The following is a 12,949-nucleotide window of genomic DNA, read 5'->3' as shown; positions in this document are numbered from 1 at the left end:
GCCGGGCCACCCGCCCGGCGCCGTCCGCCCTGTCCGGGGAGGCCCCGTCGCCGAGTCGCGCGCACACGGTGGCGCCGACCGGCCTCCCGAGGGAGCTGATCCAATGTGATACTTACTCGACTTCCGGTGACGGGGTGGCTGGTCCGCGGGGCGGTGGAGGGTCGGGATGACGGGCGAGGTCTCCGGGGCACAACCGCTCCGGCCCACCGATCCACGCCAACTCGGCCCGTGCGAGCTGGTCGGTCGGCTCGGCGAGGGCGGCATGGGCACCGTCTACCTGGCCCGGCTGGCCGATGCGCGGACGGTCGCGGTCAAGGTGATCCGGCCGGACCTGGCGCACGACGCCGAGTTCCGGCGCCGGTTCCGGGGCGAGGTGAAACGGGCCCGGCAGGTGCCGCCGTTCTGCACCGCCGAGGTGCTCGACGCCGACCCCGACCACGACCCGCCCTACCTGATCGTCGAGTACGTCGACGGCCCCAGTCTGTCCACGGTGGTCGCCGACCGTGGCCCGCTCACCCCGGGCAACCTCTACGGACTCGCGATCGGGATGGCGACCGCGCTCACCGCGATCCACGGCGCCGGGGTGATCCACCGCGATCTCAAGCCGAGCAACGTGCTGCTGCCGCCCGGCAGCCCGAAGGTGATCGACTTCGGGATCGCCCGCGCGATGCACGGCACCGCCGCCGGTACCCGTACCGACCAGGTGATCGGCACGGTGGCGTACATGGCGCCGGAACGGTTCGAGCCGGCGACCAAGGGGGTACTCACGCCGGCCGCCGACGTCTTCGCCTGGGGCGCCGTGGTGGCGTACGCCGGCACCGGGCGTACCCCGTTCGCCGCGGAGACACCGGCCGCGACGGCGGTACGGATCATGACCGAGGAGCCCGATCTCGACGGGTTGACCGGACCCCTGCGCGAACTGGTCGAACTGGCGCTGGCCAAGGAGCCGCACCGCCGGCCGAACACCCGTGACCTGCTGGACCGGCTGCTGGCCGGCGGGCCGGGCCGAACCGGTCAGGTCGCCGAGACGCTGGTCCGGCAACCGGACCTGCTGGCCGCGGCCGAGCAGGCGCAGGCCGTCACCGACCAGCGCCCGCTCGCCGAGACCGCGCTGGTCGGACGTTCGGCGGCCGGGCCCGGCACGGCGGGCCCGCCCGGCGCCCCGGAGCGGTTCGCCGGCAACCCGTACGGGCTGGTCGTGCGGGACGCCCCACCGCCCGGCACCTCCGGCGCGACCGTCCCGGGAGCCGTCGATCCGGCAGCCGCCGGGCGGCCCGGTGTGTTCCAGCCCGCGCCGCCGCCCGGTCAGCCGGTCGCCCCCGCCGCACCGGACCGTCGAGGAGGCGGCCGGTGGGGGACGCTCGCCAGCGCGCTCTTCGCGCTCGTCGGACTGCTGGGCGCGGCGGTCACCGTCGGCTACGCCAGCGGGGTGCTGCCGCCCGGCGCGGAGCGGCCGGGAGTCGGCCAGACCCCACCGGGTCCGCTGGCCAACGCCGGACCCGGCGCCACGATCGGTGGCCCGACCGGGCCGGCGAGTCCCACCCCGTCCGCCGGGGCACCGCCGCCCGGCCGGGTGGTGGTCGCCGATCCGCTGACCAGGTCCGGCCTCTGGACACCGAGGACGGACCAGCGGCACCGGGTCGGCTGCGAGTTCGACGGCGGACTGGTGGTCTCCAAGCAGAGCGACGGCCCGTACCGGTGCCCGGGGCCGCAGCGGGTCTGGGCCGACGTACGGGCCGAGGTCGACGTCGTCCTGGTCGAGCCGGTCAGCTGCGCCGGGATCTGGTTCCGGTTCACCGACGCGCAGGGCGGGTACGTGCTGCGGATCTGCGCCGACGGGTACCACCTGATGCGGCACGGGCCCGATGCCGCGCTCGAGGCCGGCGACTTCCCCTTCCCCGCGGATCGGCGGCCGAACGGCCGGATCCGGGTCGGCGTGGTCGCCGACGGCGAGGAACTCCGCTTCTATCAGGACGGTCGGCAGATCGGCGCCGCCCGGGACGACGCGCCGGTGGCCGGCCGGGTGGTGCTGGGCATCTTCTCCGACCCGACCTCCGACCCGGACCGGGAGCCGTCCTACCGGGTCTCGTTCGGCGACATCGAGATCGCCACCCTGGACTGACCGGGCCCGCGCCGCTCGGCGGAGACTGGTCGGCGCCGCGCCGCCCGGCCGGGCGCGTCTGCCGGCGAGGGTCGGTCGCTCAGCCGACCAGCGGGCGGAAGGCGCCGAGCGCGACGCTGACCGCGAGCGCTCCGCCGGCCAGCATCGCGGCCCCGGCGACCAGGGCGGCGTCGGCGACGGTGAACCGCTGCCGGCGTGCCGACGTACGCGGCGAGCCCGAGTCGAAGCCCCGGGCGTCCATCGCGGTGGCCAGCCGGGTACCCCGGCGGATCGCCCCGACCAGCAGGGCGAACGCCGTCGAGCCGAACAGCCGCAGCCGGGCCAGCGGATTCCGTCCGGCGTCGACGCCCCGGGCCCGCCGGGCCAGGCTCAACATCCGCCACTCCAGGGCGAGCAGCGGTACCAGCCGGAACGCGGCCAGCGCCCCGATCGCGAACCGGGGCGGCGCCTTGACGTTCTGGATCAGCGCGTCCGTCAGGTCGGTGGGATCGGTGGTGGCGAAGACGAGTACGCCGGGCAGCGCCACCGCGATCACCCGCAGCGCCATGCCGAGCGCGGTGCCGAGTACCCCGGTGGTGACCTCCACCGGCCCGGCCTGCCACAGCAGGCTGCCGGTCCGCTCGGCGGCGAAGAGCACCAGGGTGCAGAGGATGCCGAGGGCGCTGAGCAGCAGCGGCCAGGCCCGGCGGGCCAGTGCGGCGTACCGGACGCCGAAGAGCGGCACCACGGCGAGCTCGAAGGCGATCGCCACCGCCGGAGCCACCGGGTCCACCGTGACGATCAGCGCCACCGAGAAGATCATCGCGGCGGCGACCTTGGCCACCGGGTTGCGCCGGGCCAGCGGTGCGCCGGGGGCGGCGATCGGCTGGTACGGGATCATCAGGCCCGCCCCGCCGCCCGGGCCTGCCCGGACTCCGTCGCCCCGTCGCCGCCGAGCCGGATCGTCCGGTCGGCCAGCGCGGCGACGAAGTCGGCGTCGTGGGTGACGGTGACGATGCCGTGCCCGTCGTCGCGGAGCCCGGCGAGCAGGTCGACCAGTTCGAGCCAGGTACGCCGGTCCTGGCCGAAGGTCGGCTCGTCCAGCACCAGCAGCCGGGGCGCGGTGGCCAGCGCGGTCGCCACGCTCAGCCGCCGCGCCTGCCCACCCGAGAGGGTGTACGGGTTCGCCGCCGCCAACCGGTCCAGCCGGAGCCGCACCAGCAGCTCGTCCACCACCGACCGGACCGTCGCCTCGGGCCGGCCGATCCGGCGCGGCCCGAGCGCCAGCTCCTCGAATACGGTGCCGCGGACGAACTGGTGCTCCGGATCCTGGAAGACCGAGCCGATCCGGCCGGCCAGCACCGGCGCCCGCCACCGGTGCGGTGCGGTGCCGGCGTGCCGCCCGGCCAGCTCCGGGGAGGCCGACAGCCGGCCGCTGCCGGGCCGGAGCAGCCCGCCGAGCAGCAGCGCCAGGGTTGACTTGCCGGCACCGTTGCGGCCGAGCACCGCGAGCGCCTCGCCGGCGCGTACCCGCAGGTCGGTGCTTGCCAGCCGGGGTGGCAGGCCGAGCCGGTCGGCGGTGAGCAGCGCCTCGCCGGGTCCGGTCGCGGCCCGGCGCGGTGCCGGCGGCGGCCCCGGCACCCAGACCCCGGCGGCGGCCAGTGCCGCGCCGTGCGCCGCGAAGACCCGCTCCGGCGGCCCGTCGGCGCGTACCCCGCCGCCCGGTTCGAGCACCACCACCCGGTCGACCAGTGGCAGCGCCTCCGACACCCGGTGCTCGACCAGGATCAGCGTGGTGTCGTCGTCGACCGCCGCCCGGACCGCGTCGCGGACCAGCTCCGCGCCGGCCGGGTCCAGGTTGGCGGTCGGCTCGTCGAGCAGCAGCAGTCCGGGCCGCAGCGCCAGCACCCCGGCCAGGGCGAGCCGCTGCTGCTCGCCGCCGGAGAGCGCGGCGGTGGACCGGTCCAGGCCGTACGGGAAGCCGACCCGGTGCAGCGCCTCGGTGACCCGGGGCCAGATCTCCGTCGCCGGTACGCCCCGGTTCTCCAGGCCGAACGCCACGTCGTCGCCGGCCCGGTCCATCACGAGCTGGGTCTGCGGGTCCTGGAAGACGATCCCGACCCGCTCCCTCGCCTTCCGCGGATCGAGCCCGTCGATCTCGACGGTGCCCTCCTGCTCGCCGGAGTCCTCGGCGAGCAGCCCGGCCAGTGCCGCCAGCAGGGTGCTCTTGCCGGCACCGGAGGCGCCGAGCAGGAGTACCCGCTCGCCGTGTCCGATCCGCAGGTCGACGTCGCGGACCGCCCAGGCCCGCCGGCCCGCGTGCCGCCAGCCGAAGCCGCGCAGCCGCACCTCACTCATGCCGGCACTCCGCTTCGCTGCGTGCCGTCATGAGGCTCATCCGCACTGAGCTGGCTGATTCGCTCGCTCCGCTCGCTCACGACGGCACCACCGCAGTCGCGCCGCTCACACGGCGGTGCGGTCTCGACCGGCCGGGAACCGGTCCAGCACACCGGTCTGGGCCAGGGCCCGGGTGAGCGCCCAGCCGCCGGCACCGGCCAGCACCGCCGAACTGAGCACGGTGAAGAGGAAGACCGGCAGCCGGAACGAGTCGAAGTCGTACTCGGAGTAGTAGCGGATCTGGTCGAAGATCGCCGCGGCGAGCCCGGCCAGCAGGCCGGAGGCGACCGCCACCGGCAACCGGAACGAGCGGTACCCGACGGCGAGGAACGCCAGCTCGGCGCCGACACCCTGAGCGAGCCCCTGGAGGATCGCGACGGTGCCCCACTGGCTGCCGAGCAGCACCGAGACGAAGGCGGCGAGGAACTCGCAGTAGAGCGCCGCACCCGGCTTGCGGATCACCAGGCCGCCGAGCACGCCGGGTACCAGCCAGATGCCGTAGATGACCGCCTGGGCCGGCGGGAAGAAGGTGAAGGCACCCTCGGTGGCACCCCAGACCAGGTTCCAGGCCCAGAAGATGACCCCGAACGCGACCGCGATGACCGAGGCGACGACGATGTCGACGGTGCGCCATCTGGTGGTGGTGGACGAACTCATGGGCATGCCTCCCAGTCGCGTGGCGAACCAGGCAAGACGCACGCCGCAACCCGGGACGGCCCGGACTGCGGCGCGGCTGGAGACTCGACCGAACTCCCTGCGCTGGCATTACCCAGATCAGGTTCGAGGGTCTGCGGGTGTGTCACCCGCACTCTCAGCGCTGTGCGCTCCCCTGTCGGATGTGCTGTTGTTCCGCAGACCGTACACCGGATGCCGCGGTGCCGACAGCGGTGGAACCGGCGGATGTGGCGGCGCCCACCAGGCGGCGGGATAGGGTGGATGGCCCAGATCAACATCTCGAAGGGACGCGTGCGGCGTGACACTCAGCCCCGAGGGCTATCTCGACGTGGTCACCGAGACGATCGGGCGGGTGGCGGTCGCCGCCCGGGACGGCGTACGCCGGGCGGCCGACCTGGTCACCGACGCGCTGCGGGCCGGCGGGGTGGTGCAGGCGTTCGGTACCGGCCACTCGGAGGCGCTGGCCATGGAGATCGCCGGACGGGCCGGCGGGCTGGTCCCGACGAACCGGATCGCGCTGCGTGACCTGGTACTGCGCGGCGGCGAGCCGGTCGAGATCCTCGGCCCGACCCTGGAGCGGGACCCGACCGTGGCTCGCCGGCTCTACGAGCTGACCCCGATCGACCCCCGGGACGTCTTCGTGATCGCCTCGAACTCCGGGGTGAACGGCACCATCGTCGAGTTCGCGTCGCTGGTGAAGGAGCGCGGTCACGGGCTGATCGCGATCACCTCGGAGCAGCACTCGGCCCGGGTCGCCTCCCGGCACCCGTCCGGCCGGAAGCTGAGCGACCTCGCCGACGTGGTACTCGACAACGGCGCTCCGTACGGCGACGCGACGCTGCCGCTGCCCGGTGGCGGCGCGGTCGGCGCGGTCTCCTCGATCACTGCCGCGCTCCTCGCCCAGCAGGTCGTGGTGGAGGTGGTCCGCCGGCTGGTGGAGGCGGGGGAGACGGCCCCGGTCTACCTTTCGGCGAACATCCCGGACAGTGACGACCACAACAACAGCCTGGAGGCGCGGTACGCCGGCCGGATCCGCCGGGGCGGCTGACCCGGCACGCTCCGACCTCCCAGGCCGCCCGGTTTGGTCCCGGTACCGCCTCCCCGTCCGCTGACGAGCCTTCCTCGCGTTTCACGTACGGTCGGTCAGGGCACACTGCTGCGAACTTGACCGAGGGGGAGGAGGCCCAGGTGGCCGTGGAGACGGAGAAGCAGCGTTGGCAGCGAAACTTCGCCGACCTGTTGCAGGAGCTGCGAGTGGCGCAGACCGGGGTGCAGATCCTGTTCGCCTTCCTGCTCACCCTGCCCTTCAGCAACGGCTTCCCGCGAGCCACGGAGTTCCAGAAGGACACCTACATCGTCGCGTTGCTGGCCGCCGCCGCGGCCACCGCACTGATCATCTCGCCGGTCGCCTTCCACCGGGCGCTCTTCCGGCAGGGGCGCAAGCCGGAGCTGGTCCGGTTCGCGCACGGCATGGCGACCGGTGGGCTGGCGTTCATGCTGATCGCGATGGTCAGCTCGGTACTGCTGATCACCGACTTCGTGCTGCCCCGGCCGGTGGCGTTCGTGCTCAGCGGGGTGACCGGGATCTGGTTCCTGACCTTCTGGGCCGTGCTGCCGTTCCTGCGCCGCAACTGGGGCGAGGCCGACGAGGACGACGACGAGCAGCCGGCCACCGCCCGCCCCGACGCGGTCGACTGAACTCGCCCCGCCCAGATCGTCTTGTCGTAACTCTCTGCAATCCATACTGGACAGTAGACGTGTTCGTTCGATCGGCTTGTCTACTGTGGCTGATCGGAGGAAATACCCCAGCTCGTTGCCGCTTTATTGATCATTGTCATCTTCGCCTGGGCGGGTCGCCCCCTACGCCGAGGCCCTTGACGGAGAGTTATACGCGGAACGACAACTACGGACCGCGAGAGGCGAGGATGAGCGAGGTTCTGGGGGGACTGTCGACCGGGAGCTCGGTGGCGGTGCTGGTGGGCCTGATCGGGGGGTCGGGGCTGTTGGTGCGGGACCGCGACGGGCACCGGGTCGTGGAGCTGCGGGGTCTGCGTCGAACAGACGGGGGCGAGGCGGCATGAGGAGCGGGGACAACGCGGTGGTGCGGGCCGAGTCGGCCGCCCGGTTGGGGGACCGGGGCCAGGCCGAGTCCGAGGTGAGCTTCGAGGCGTTCTGCCAGCGGAACTTCGTGCTGGTCGAGCGCTTCCTGCTCGCCCAGTGCCCGGACCGGGGGCTGGCCGAGGACGCCGTACAGGAGGCGTTCATCACCGCCCGGGACAAGTGGGAGCAGATCCGCGACTACGAGAAGCCGCTGGCCTGGATGTACAAGACCGCCCGGTACAAGCTGCTGGTGCTGCAACGGCGGCGCCGGCAGGACGTGACGGTCAGTCTGGAGGAGGTGCCGCCGGAGCGGCTCGCCGAACCGGCCGACCCGGCGGAGGCCCGGGAACTGCTGCGCGGCTGGCTGCCGAGGCTGCCACCCCGGCAGGCCGAGGTCTTCGTACTGGCACTCGACGGCTGGTCCGACCACGAGATCGCGGCCATCCTCGGCATCGCCTACAACACCGTGCGGACCTACCGGCAGGAGGCGCGGTCCCGGTTGAAGGAACTCGCCCAGCAGGCGGGCTTCGACACGCCCTCCGGGAGGGAGCGGGGATGAACCTGGACGACATCCTGTCGTTGGCCTCCGACCGGACGCTCAGCGAACTGGAACGGGCCCGGGCCCGCCGGGCGACCCGCCGGGTGCAGCAGGAATACCAGCGGGCGCTCTCCGAGGGCCGGGACCTGACCGGCGACATCGAGGTACGCGATCCGCTGACCACCGACACCGACGAGGTGGCCCGGATCACCCGGGCGGCCCAGTTGGCCAAGCTCGGCACCGTGACCTGGGTCCGGGCCAGCGGAGAGCTGACCTGGTCCGACGAGATGGCCCTGATCCTCGGCTATCCGCCCGGCACCCTCCGGCACTCGGTCGCGACGCTGACCCGGCTGGTCCACCCCGACGACGTCGACGGGGTACGCCGGGTGGTCGAGTCGGTGTGGCGGGACCGGACCGTCCGGGAGACGACCTGCCGGGTGATCGGCCCGGACCGGGTCACCCGGTACGTGCACTGCCACCTCGAATACGTCGTCGACGGGGAGAACCGGCCGTACGGCATCATCGCCACCGGCCGGGACGTCACCGAACTCGAACTCGCCCGCCAGGAGCAGGCCCGACTGGCCCGCCGCCGCGAGACGGTGCAGGCGGAACTGGCCGGCCGGGACCCGGTCACCGGGCTCTTCCACCGGGCGAGGTTCGCCGACGAGATCGACACCGCCCAGCGGGGCGGGCCCGGCGTGCTGCTGGTGGTGGCCGTCGAACCGGTCGGCCCGGCCACCGGCCCCGACGCCGGGCTCGACCCCGATCCGGAGGGTGAGTTCGGCGGCGACGCGGACGAGCAGCAGCGGCTGGCGGTGGCGGTCGCCCAGGTCGTCCGCCGGGTCGCCCGCCGCACCGACGTCTGCGGTCTGACCGGTCCGTACGAGTTCGGGGTGCTGATGCAGCGCACCACGCTGAGTTCGGCCACCGCGCTCGCCGAGCGGATCATCGACGGCATCCGGTCGCAGTCCTTCGTACTCGGCCGGACCCGCCTGGTCGACGCCTGGGGCGGCCTGGTCCGCTACCAGGGGCGGGACGGCAGCCGAGGCGTCGACCTGATCGTGGACGCCGAGACGGCCTGGCGCCGGGCCCGGGCGACCGGCGTCGACCGGGTCGCCCTGGACCAGCCGGCCGCCGAGGACGAGCGCCGGGAGCTGTGCCGGAGCCGGGTACGCGCCACGGTGGCGGAGAACCGGTTCACCCTCTACACCCAGCCGATCCTCGACCTGCGGCTCAACCAGATAACCCGGCAGGAGATCCTGCTCCGGGTGGTCAACGACGGCGGGCAGGCACACTCGGCGTCGACCCTGCTCGGCGACGCGGAACGGCTGGACGAGATCCTGCCGATCGACCGGTGGGTGATCGACCGAACCATCGAACTCATCGCCCGGGGCCCGCGTACCTCGCACTACCAGGTGAACCTCTCCGGGCGGTCGCTCGGCGACCCGCACCTGCTGGAGCGGGTACAGCAGCGGCTTCAGCAGTACGACGTCGATCCCGGCCAGCTCACCTTCGAGATCACCGAGACGGCGCAGATCGGCAACCTGACCGAGGCGCACAACTTCGCGTACGGGATCCGCCAGCTCGGCTGCCAGCTCGCGCTCGACGACTTCGGCTCCGGGCACGTGCCGTTCGCCTTCCTCACCTGTTTTCCGGTGGACCTGGTGAAGGTGGGTGGCGAGTTCATCGCCGGCATCGCGCACTCGGTGGCGAACCGCGGCATCGTGCGGTCGATCGTCGAGATGTGCCGCGGGTTGGGCATCCGGACCGCGGCCGAGCACGTGGAGGACGAGGCCACCATGGATCTGCTCCGCGACTACGGGGTGGACTTCGCCCAGGGGTACCTGGTCGGCAAGCCCAAGCCGGTGACCAGCCCGGCGCGTACCCCGCTGGTGCCGGCCGAGCCGGAGGTCGATCCGGAGCGGGAGCTGCGGGCCGCCACCGGATAGCCGCACCGACCGTCGGCCGGCTCACCGGAGCCGGTCGACGGTCCATGCAAAGTCCCGGGGCCGATGGTCGTCATTAAGGGGTGTGGAAGCCCGAGCAAGGTCGTCACCGGCCGTCGACAGGCAGTTCGCGACAGCCGTCCTGCTGCTGGTCGTGCTGGTGGTCGCCGGCCTCACCGCCGGCTGTGCCGCCGATCCGGCACCCCGATCGTCGGCCGGCGAAGGTGCCCGGCTGACCGCGAGCGGTCCGGCTGACCGACCGGCAGCGCTCGACCTGGCCCTGCTCCAGCCGAGCGGACTCGGCACGGGATGGCGGCAGAGCCCGCATCCGCCGGAGCCGCCGCCGTGGCCGTGGCTCCAGGCCGACTGCCCGGCGTACCGGGCGGAGGACTATCCGGCCCAGCGGCATCGCAGCGACGCCGTGCAGCGCCGGTACCGGCACGAGCCGACCGAGCTGGTCGCGACGCAGGTGGTCGAGGCGTACGAGCCGGGCTGGGCGGTGCGGGCCCTCGACGACGTGCGCCGGGTGGTGGGCAAATGCTCCCGGTACGACGCCTACGGCGCCAGCATCTCGTTCACGCTTCTCGACACCGGCCTGCCGCCCACCGACGCTGTGCTGGTGCGGGGGCGGATCGAGTCGCCGGGGGCGCCGGCCCGGTCCACGCTGCTGGTGGCGGTACGCCACGGCGACCGGCTCTCGACGCTGAACGTTCCGGGGCCGGTGGACCGGGACACCGGGTACGCGGTGGCGAAGAAGTTGGCGGACCTCCTTGACTAGCCGTCGCGGGCCGAGCCGCCGGGAGTTGCTCGTGGCCACCGCCGCCGCGCTGCTCGGCACGGGTGCGGCCGGCACCGGGCTGGCGTACCGGTGGGCGGGTTCGGCGGGTGCCAGCCCCGGGCCGGAGACGGCGGCCAGCCCGCCCCGACCGACGCCCAGCCCGACCCCGGACCACCCGGCGCTGGCGCGTACCCGGATCGAGCGTTACCTGCGCGGAGTCGGCGGCCGGGTCACGCTCGCGGTGCGGGACCGGACCAGCGGCCTGGCGGTCACCGCCGGCACCCGGCGGTACCAGACCGCCAGCATCGTCAAGGTCGACATCCTGGCCGCGTTGCTGCTGCGCCGCCAGGACCAGGGGCGCAGGCTCAGCGCGAACGAACGGCGACTGGCCCGCTCGATGATCGTGGTCAGCGACAACGCGGCGGCGAGCGGCCTCTACGCCGCCATCGGCTACCGATCCGGGCTGACCGCCGCGAACCGGACCCTCGGGCTGCGCCAGACCACCCCGAGTTCGAGTTGGGGGATGACCACGACGACCGCCGCCGACCAGCTCCGGCTGCTCACCGCGGTTACCGACCCGGCCGGCCCGCTCGGCGACGAGGGCCGGGAGTTCCTGCTCGGGCTGATGGGTGAGGTCGACAAGCAGCAGGACTGGGGGATCACCGCCGCTGCCGGTCGGGCCGGCACCGCGAGCTACGTCAAGAACGGCTGGACGACGGTCGACGCCGACAACGGGCTGTGGCTGACCAACAGCATCGGCCGGATCGTCGAGCCGGGCCGGGACTGGCTGATCGCGGTGCTCTCCGATCACCATGCGACGCAACAGAAGGGGATCGCGGCGGTGGAGAAGGCCGCGAAGTACGCCCTCACCGAGCTGCGCGCGATCCCACCGGTCGGTGGCTCGCCGAACTGATCTGATCGGCCGGCAGGGCCCACCTGCCAGCTCGCCCCGCTTGCCCCGCCTGCCCGCCTGCCCGCTTGCCCGCTTGTCCGGAGAAGGCTCCGCTGGCCCGGCAGGTACCCCGTGCCGGAGACTGTCGAGCTGCCCCACCTGCGCACCCACGGCACGCTGCCTGCCCGGCTGCTGTCTGCCCGGTGCGCTGTCTACCCAGCTGCTGTCTACCCAGCTGCTGTCTACTCGGGCGCCGGCCGTGTCGGGCGGGTGCCGCCCGGCCGGCGCTCGGTGCTCACCTGGACGTCGGAGGCGTTATCTGCCCGGCGTAGCGCCTCTGGCGTACAGGTGACCGAATCCCGGCCGGCCGCCGTGGCTCAGGGGTCAGCGGGTACTGACGGTGTGGACGAAGGTGCGCCAGGCGTCGGTGCTGAAGGTGAGCACGGGGCCCCGGCGGTCCTTGCTGTCGCGGACGTGTACGGCGTCGGGGAGGTTGTCGGCCACCTCGACGCAGGTGTTGCCGCCGTTGGAGGAGCGGGTGGAGGTGCGCCACTGGGCGTTGCTCAGGTCCATGTCTTCGCCGCTTCCTTGAACAGGTCGAGGGAGTGCTGGCGCGGCAACGCCTCGCTGCGGACGCATTCCCACGCCTCTTGCAGGCTATCAATCTCGTCCGGCAGCGTGACGATCTGACCACGGAGCAGATTGTCCAGATAGCCGAGCCAGCCGTTGCCCTCCAGCGCGGCCAGCACGAACGGCCCGGCCAGCCCGGCGTACATGCCGATGCCGGTCGGCACGACCAGCAGGTCGGCGTTCGGCAACTCGGCCATCGCGATCAGGTGGTCGAGCTGCTCCCGCATGATCGCCGGAGTCCCGATCAGCCGGCCCAGCACGGTGGCGTCGAGCACCGCGAAGAGCTGCACCGGCATCTCCCGGGTGAGGATGGTCTGCCGATCCAGCCGGACGGCCACCCGGCGCTCGATCTCCTGCTCGGTGAGCCTGCTGCCGGCGGCGATCACCGTCCGGGCGTACGCCTCGGTCTGCAACAGGCCGGGCACCAGGTTCGGTTCGAACGTCCGGAGTATCCGAGCGTTCCGTTCGGCGTCCCGCCACGAGCGGAACCACTGGCCGTCCCGGGTGGCAATCCGAAGCAGCTCCACGAAGAGGCCGCCGGTGTCAAGCTCACGGTCGGCCAGGGCCAGGTAGCGGAAGTCCAGCGGGCGGGTGCCGGTCTCCACCGCGCTCACCAGGGAACCGGAGAAGCTGATCCGCCTGTCGCGTCGCGTGCTCAGGGCGTGGGCGCACAAGCGGGGCAGCTCGACAGTCTCGCCAACGCACTGTCACTCCTCCGGCGGCGGTGCGTCTGCCGCGCGCCCGGCCCGGTGGCAAGCCGCGAGCCCGGCACCGGTGGCGGGCCGCGCGCCCGGCCCCGGCAGGCCGGGCCGGCGCCAGGCGCGCTGCCAGGGATGACGGCATGTGCATATTTTGTGCTACCGACGGGTAACAAAACCGGGTAGCGTTGGTG

12 protein-coding genes and 1 riboswitch are annotated in these 12,949 nt (G+C 73.2%); of the genes, 7 read left to right on the top strand and 5 right to left on the bottom strand.

The window, feature by feature from the left end:
• Window positions 1-166: 166 nt before the first annotated feature.
• Window positions 167-2,122, top strand: a complete 1,956-nt coding sequence (locus C6361_RS31565; protein ID WP_107269971.1) for a serine/threonine-protein kinase — start codon at window positions 167-169, stop codon at window positions 2,120-2,122.
• A 79-nt stretch (window positions 2,123-2,201) separates the two neighbouring features.
• Here C6361_RS31565 and C6361_RS31560 read toward each other — a convergent pair whose 3' ends face one another.
• The 3 genes from C6361_RS31560 to C6361_RS31550 all read right to left on the bottom strand — a co-directional run bounded on the left by C6361_RS31560 (window position 2,202) and on the right by C6361_RS31550 (window position 5,155).
• Window positions 2,202-3,002: an energy-coupling factor transporter transmembrane protein EcfT gene (locus tag C6361_RS31560; protein ID WP_107269970.1), complete on the bottom strand. Its 801-nt coding sequence runs from the start codon at window positions 3,000-3,002 to the stop codon at window positions 2,202-2,204.
• Complete coding sequence (locus C6361_RS31555; protein WP_107269969.1) at window positions 3,002-4,459, bottom strand: ABC transporter ATP-binding protein; 1,458 nt, start codon at window positions 4,457-4,459, stop codon at window positions 3,002-3,004. The genes C6361_RS31560 and C6361_RS31555 overlap by 1 nt, the downstream gene beginning before the upstream one ends.
• A 105-nt stretch (window positions 4,460-4,564) precedes the next feature.
• Window positions 4,565-5,155: an ECF transporter S component gene (locus C6361_RS31550; RefSeq protein WP_107263273.1), complete on the bottom strand. Its 591-nt coding sequence runs from the start codon at window positions 5,153-5,155 to the stop codon at window positions 4,565-4,567.
• 76 nt (window positions 5,156-5,231) lie between these two features.
• Window positions 5,232-5,339: riboswitch (TPP riboswitch) on the bottom strand.
• Window positions 5,340-5,471: 132 nt separating this feature from the next.
• On the opposite strand from C6361_RS31550, the gene C6361_RS31545 reads away from it, so the two are divergent.
• From C6361_RS31545 to C6361_RS31520, 6 genes are all read left to right on the top strand, one after another.
• Window positions 5,472-6,221: a sugar isomerase domain-containing protein gene (locus tag C6361_RS31545; protein WP_107263272.1), complete on the top strand. Its 750-nt coding sequence runs from the start codon at window positions 5,472-5,474 to the stop codon at window positions 6,219-6,221.
• Window positions 6,222-6,361: 140 nt separating this feature from the next.
• Window positions 6,362-6,871: a DUF6328 family protein gene (locus C6361_RS31540; protein ID WP_107271303.1), complete on the top strand. Its 510-nt coding sequence runs from the start codon at window positions 6,362-6,364 to the stop codon at window positions 6,869-6,871.
• Between the two features lie 379 nt (window positions 6,872-7,250).
• Window positions 7,251-7,832 (top strand): RNA polymerase sigma factor, encoded by a 582-nt coding sequence (locus tag C6361_RS31535; RefSeq protein WP_107269968.1) that lies wholly within the window; start codon window positions 7,251-7,253, stop codon window positions 7,830-7,832.
• Window positions 7,829-9,760: an EAL domain-containing protein gene (locus tag C6361_RS31530; RefSeq protein ID WP_107269967.1), complete on the top strand. Its 1,932-nt coding sequence runs from the start codon at window positions 7,829-7,831 to the stop codon at window positions 9,758-9,760. Before C6361_RS31535 ends, C6361_RS31530 begins: the two co-directional genes overlap by 4 nt.
• An 82-nt stretch (window positions 9,761-9,842) precedes the next feature.
• Window positions 9,843-10,535 carry a hypothetical protein gene (locus tag C6361_RS31525; protein ID WP_159079582.1) on the top strand — a complete coding sequence of 231 codons (693 nt, stop codon included), beginning with the start codon at window positions 9,843-9,845 and terminating at the stop codon, window positions 10,533-10,535.
• 31 nt (window positions 10,536-10,566) lie between these two features.
• On the top strand, window positions 10,567-11,448 hold the full coding sequence (locus tag C6361_RS31520) for a serine hydrolase (RefSeq protein ID WP_107269965.1): 882 nt from the start codon (window positions 10,567-10,569) through the stop codon (window positions 11,446-11,448).
• Window positions 11,449-11,811: 363 nt separating this feature from the next.
• Here the strand turns inward: C6361_RS31520 and C6361_RS31515 are convergent, their stop codons facing one another.
• Both C6361_RS31515 and C6361_RS31510 read right to left on the bottom strand, forming a co-directional pair.
• Window positions 11,812-12,000 carry a DUF397 domain-containing protein gene (locus C6361_RS31515; RefSeq protein ID WP_107269964.1) on the bottom strand — a complete coding sequence of 63 codons (189 nt, stop codon included), beginning with the start codon at window positions 11,998-12,000 and terminating at the stop codon, window positions 11,812-11,814.
• On the bottom strand, window positions 11,991-12,671 hold the full coding sequence (locus tag C6361_RS31510) for a DUF5753 domain-containing protein (protein ID WP_234359143.1): 681 nt from the start codon (window positions 12,669-12,671) through the stop codon (window positions 11,991-11,993). The genes C6361_RS31515 and C6361_RS31510 overlap by 10 nt, the downstream gene beginning before the upstream one ends.
• Between the last annotated feature and the right edge of the window lie 278 nt (window positions 12,672-12,949).

This window comes from Plantactinospora sp. BC1, assembly GCF_003030345.1.
In the GTDB taxonomy this organism is placed as follows: Bacteria; Actinomycetota; Actinomycetes; order Mycobacteriales; family Micromonosporaceae; genus Plantactinospora.
Note: the sequence above shows the minus strand (reverse complement) of the source record. Positions and strands in the feature narration are given on the sequence as shown.

Coding starts and splice junctions, on each gene's coding strand:
- C6361_RS31565 (WP_107269971.1), top strand. CDS start 167: ATGACGGGCGAGGTCTCCGGGGCACAACCGCTCCGGCCCACCGATCCA.
- C6361_RS31560 (WP_107269970.1), bottom strand. CDS start 3,002: ATGATCCCGTACCAGCCGATCGCCGCCCCCGGCGCACCGCTGGCCCGG.
- C6361_RS31555 (WP_107269969.1), bottom strand. CDS start 4,459: ATGAGTGAGGTGCGGCTGCGCGGCTTCGGCTGGCGGCACGCGGGCCGG.
- C6361_RS31550 (WP_107263273.1), bottom strand. CDS start 5,155: ATGAGTTCGTCCACCACCACCAGATGGCGCACCGTCGACATCGTCGTC.
- C6361_RS31535 (WP_107269968.1), top strand. CDS start 7,251: ATGAGGAGCGGGGACAACGCGGTGGTGCGGGCCGAGTCGGCCGCCCGG.
- C6361_RS31530 (WP_107269967.1), top strand. CDS start 7,829: ATGAACCTGGACGACATCCTGTCGTTGGCCTCCGACCGGACGCTCAGC.
- C6361_RS31515 (WP_107269964.1), bottom strand. CDS start 12,000: ATGGACCTGAGCAACGCCCAGTGGCGCACCTCCACCCGCTCCTCCAAC.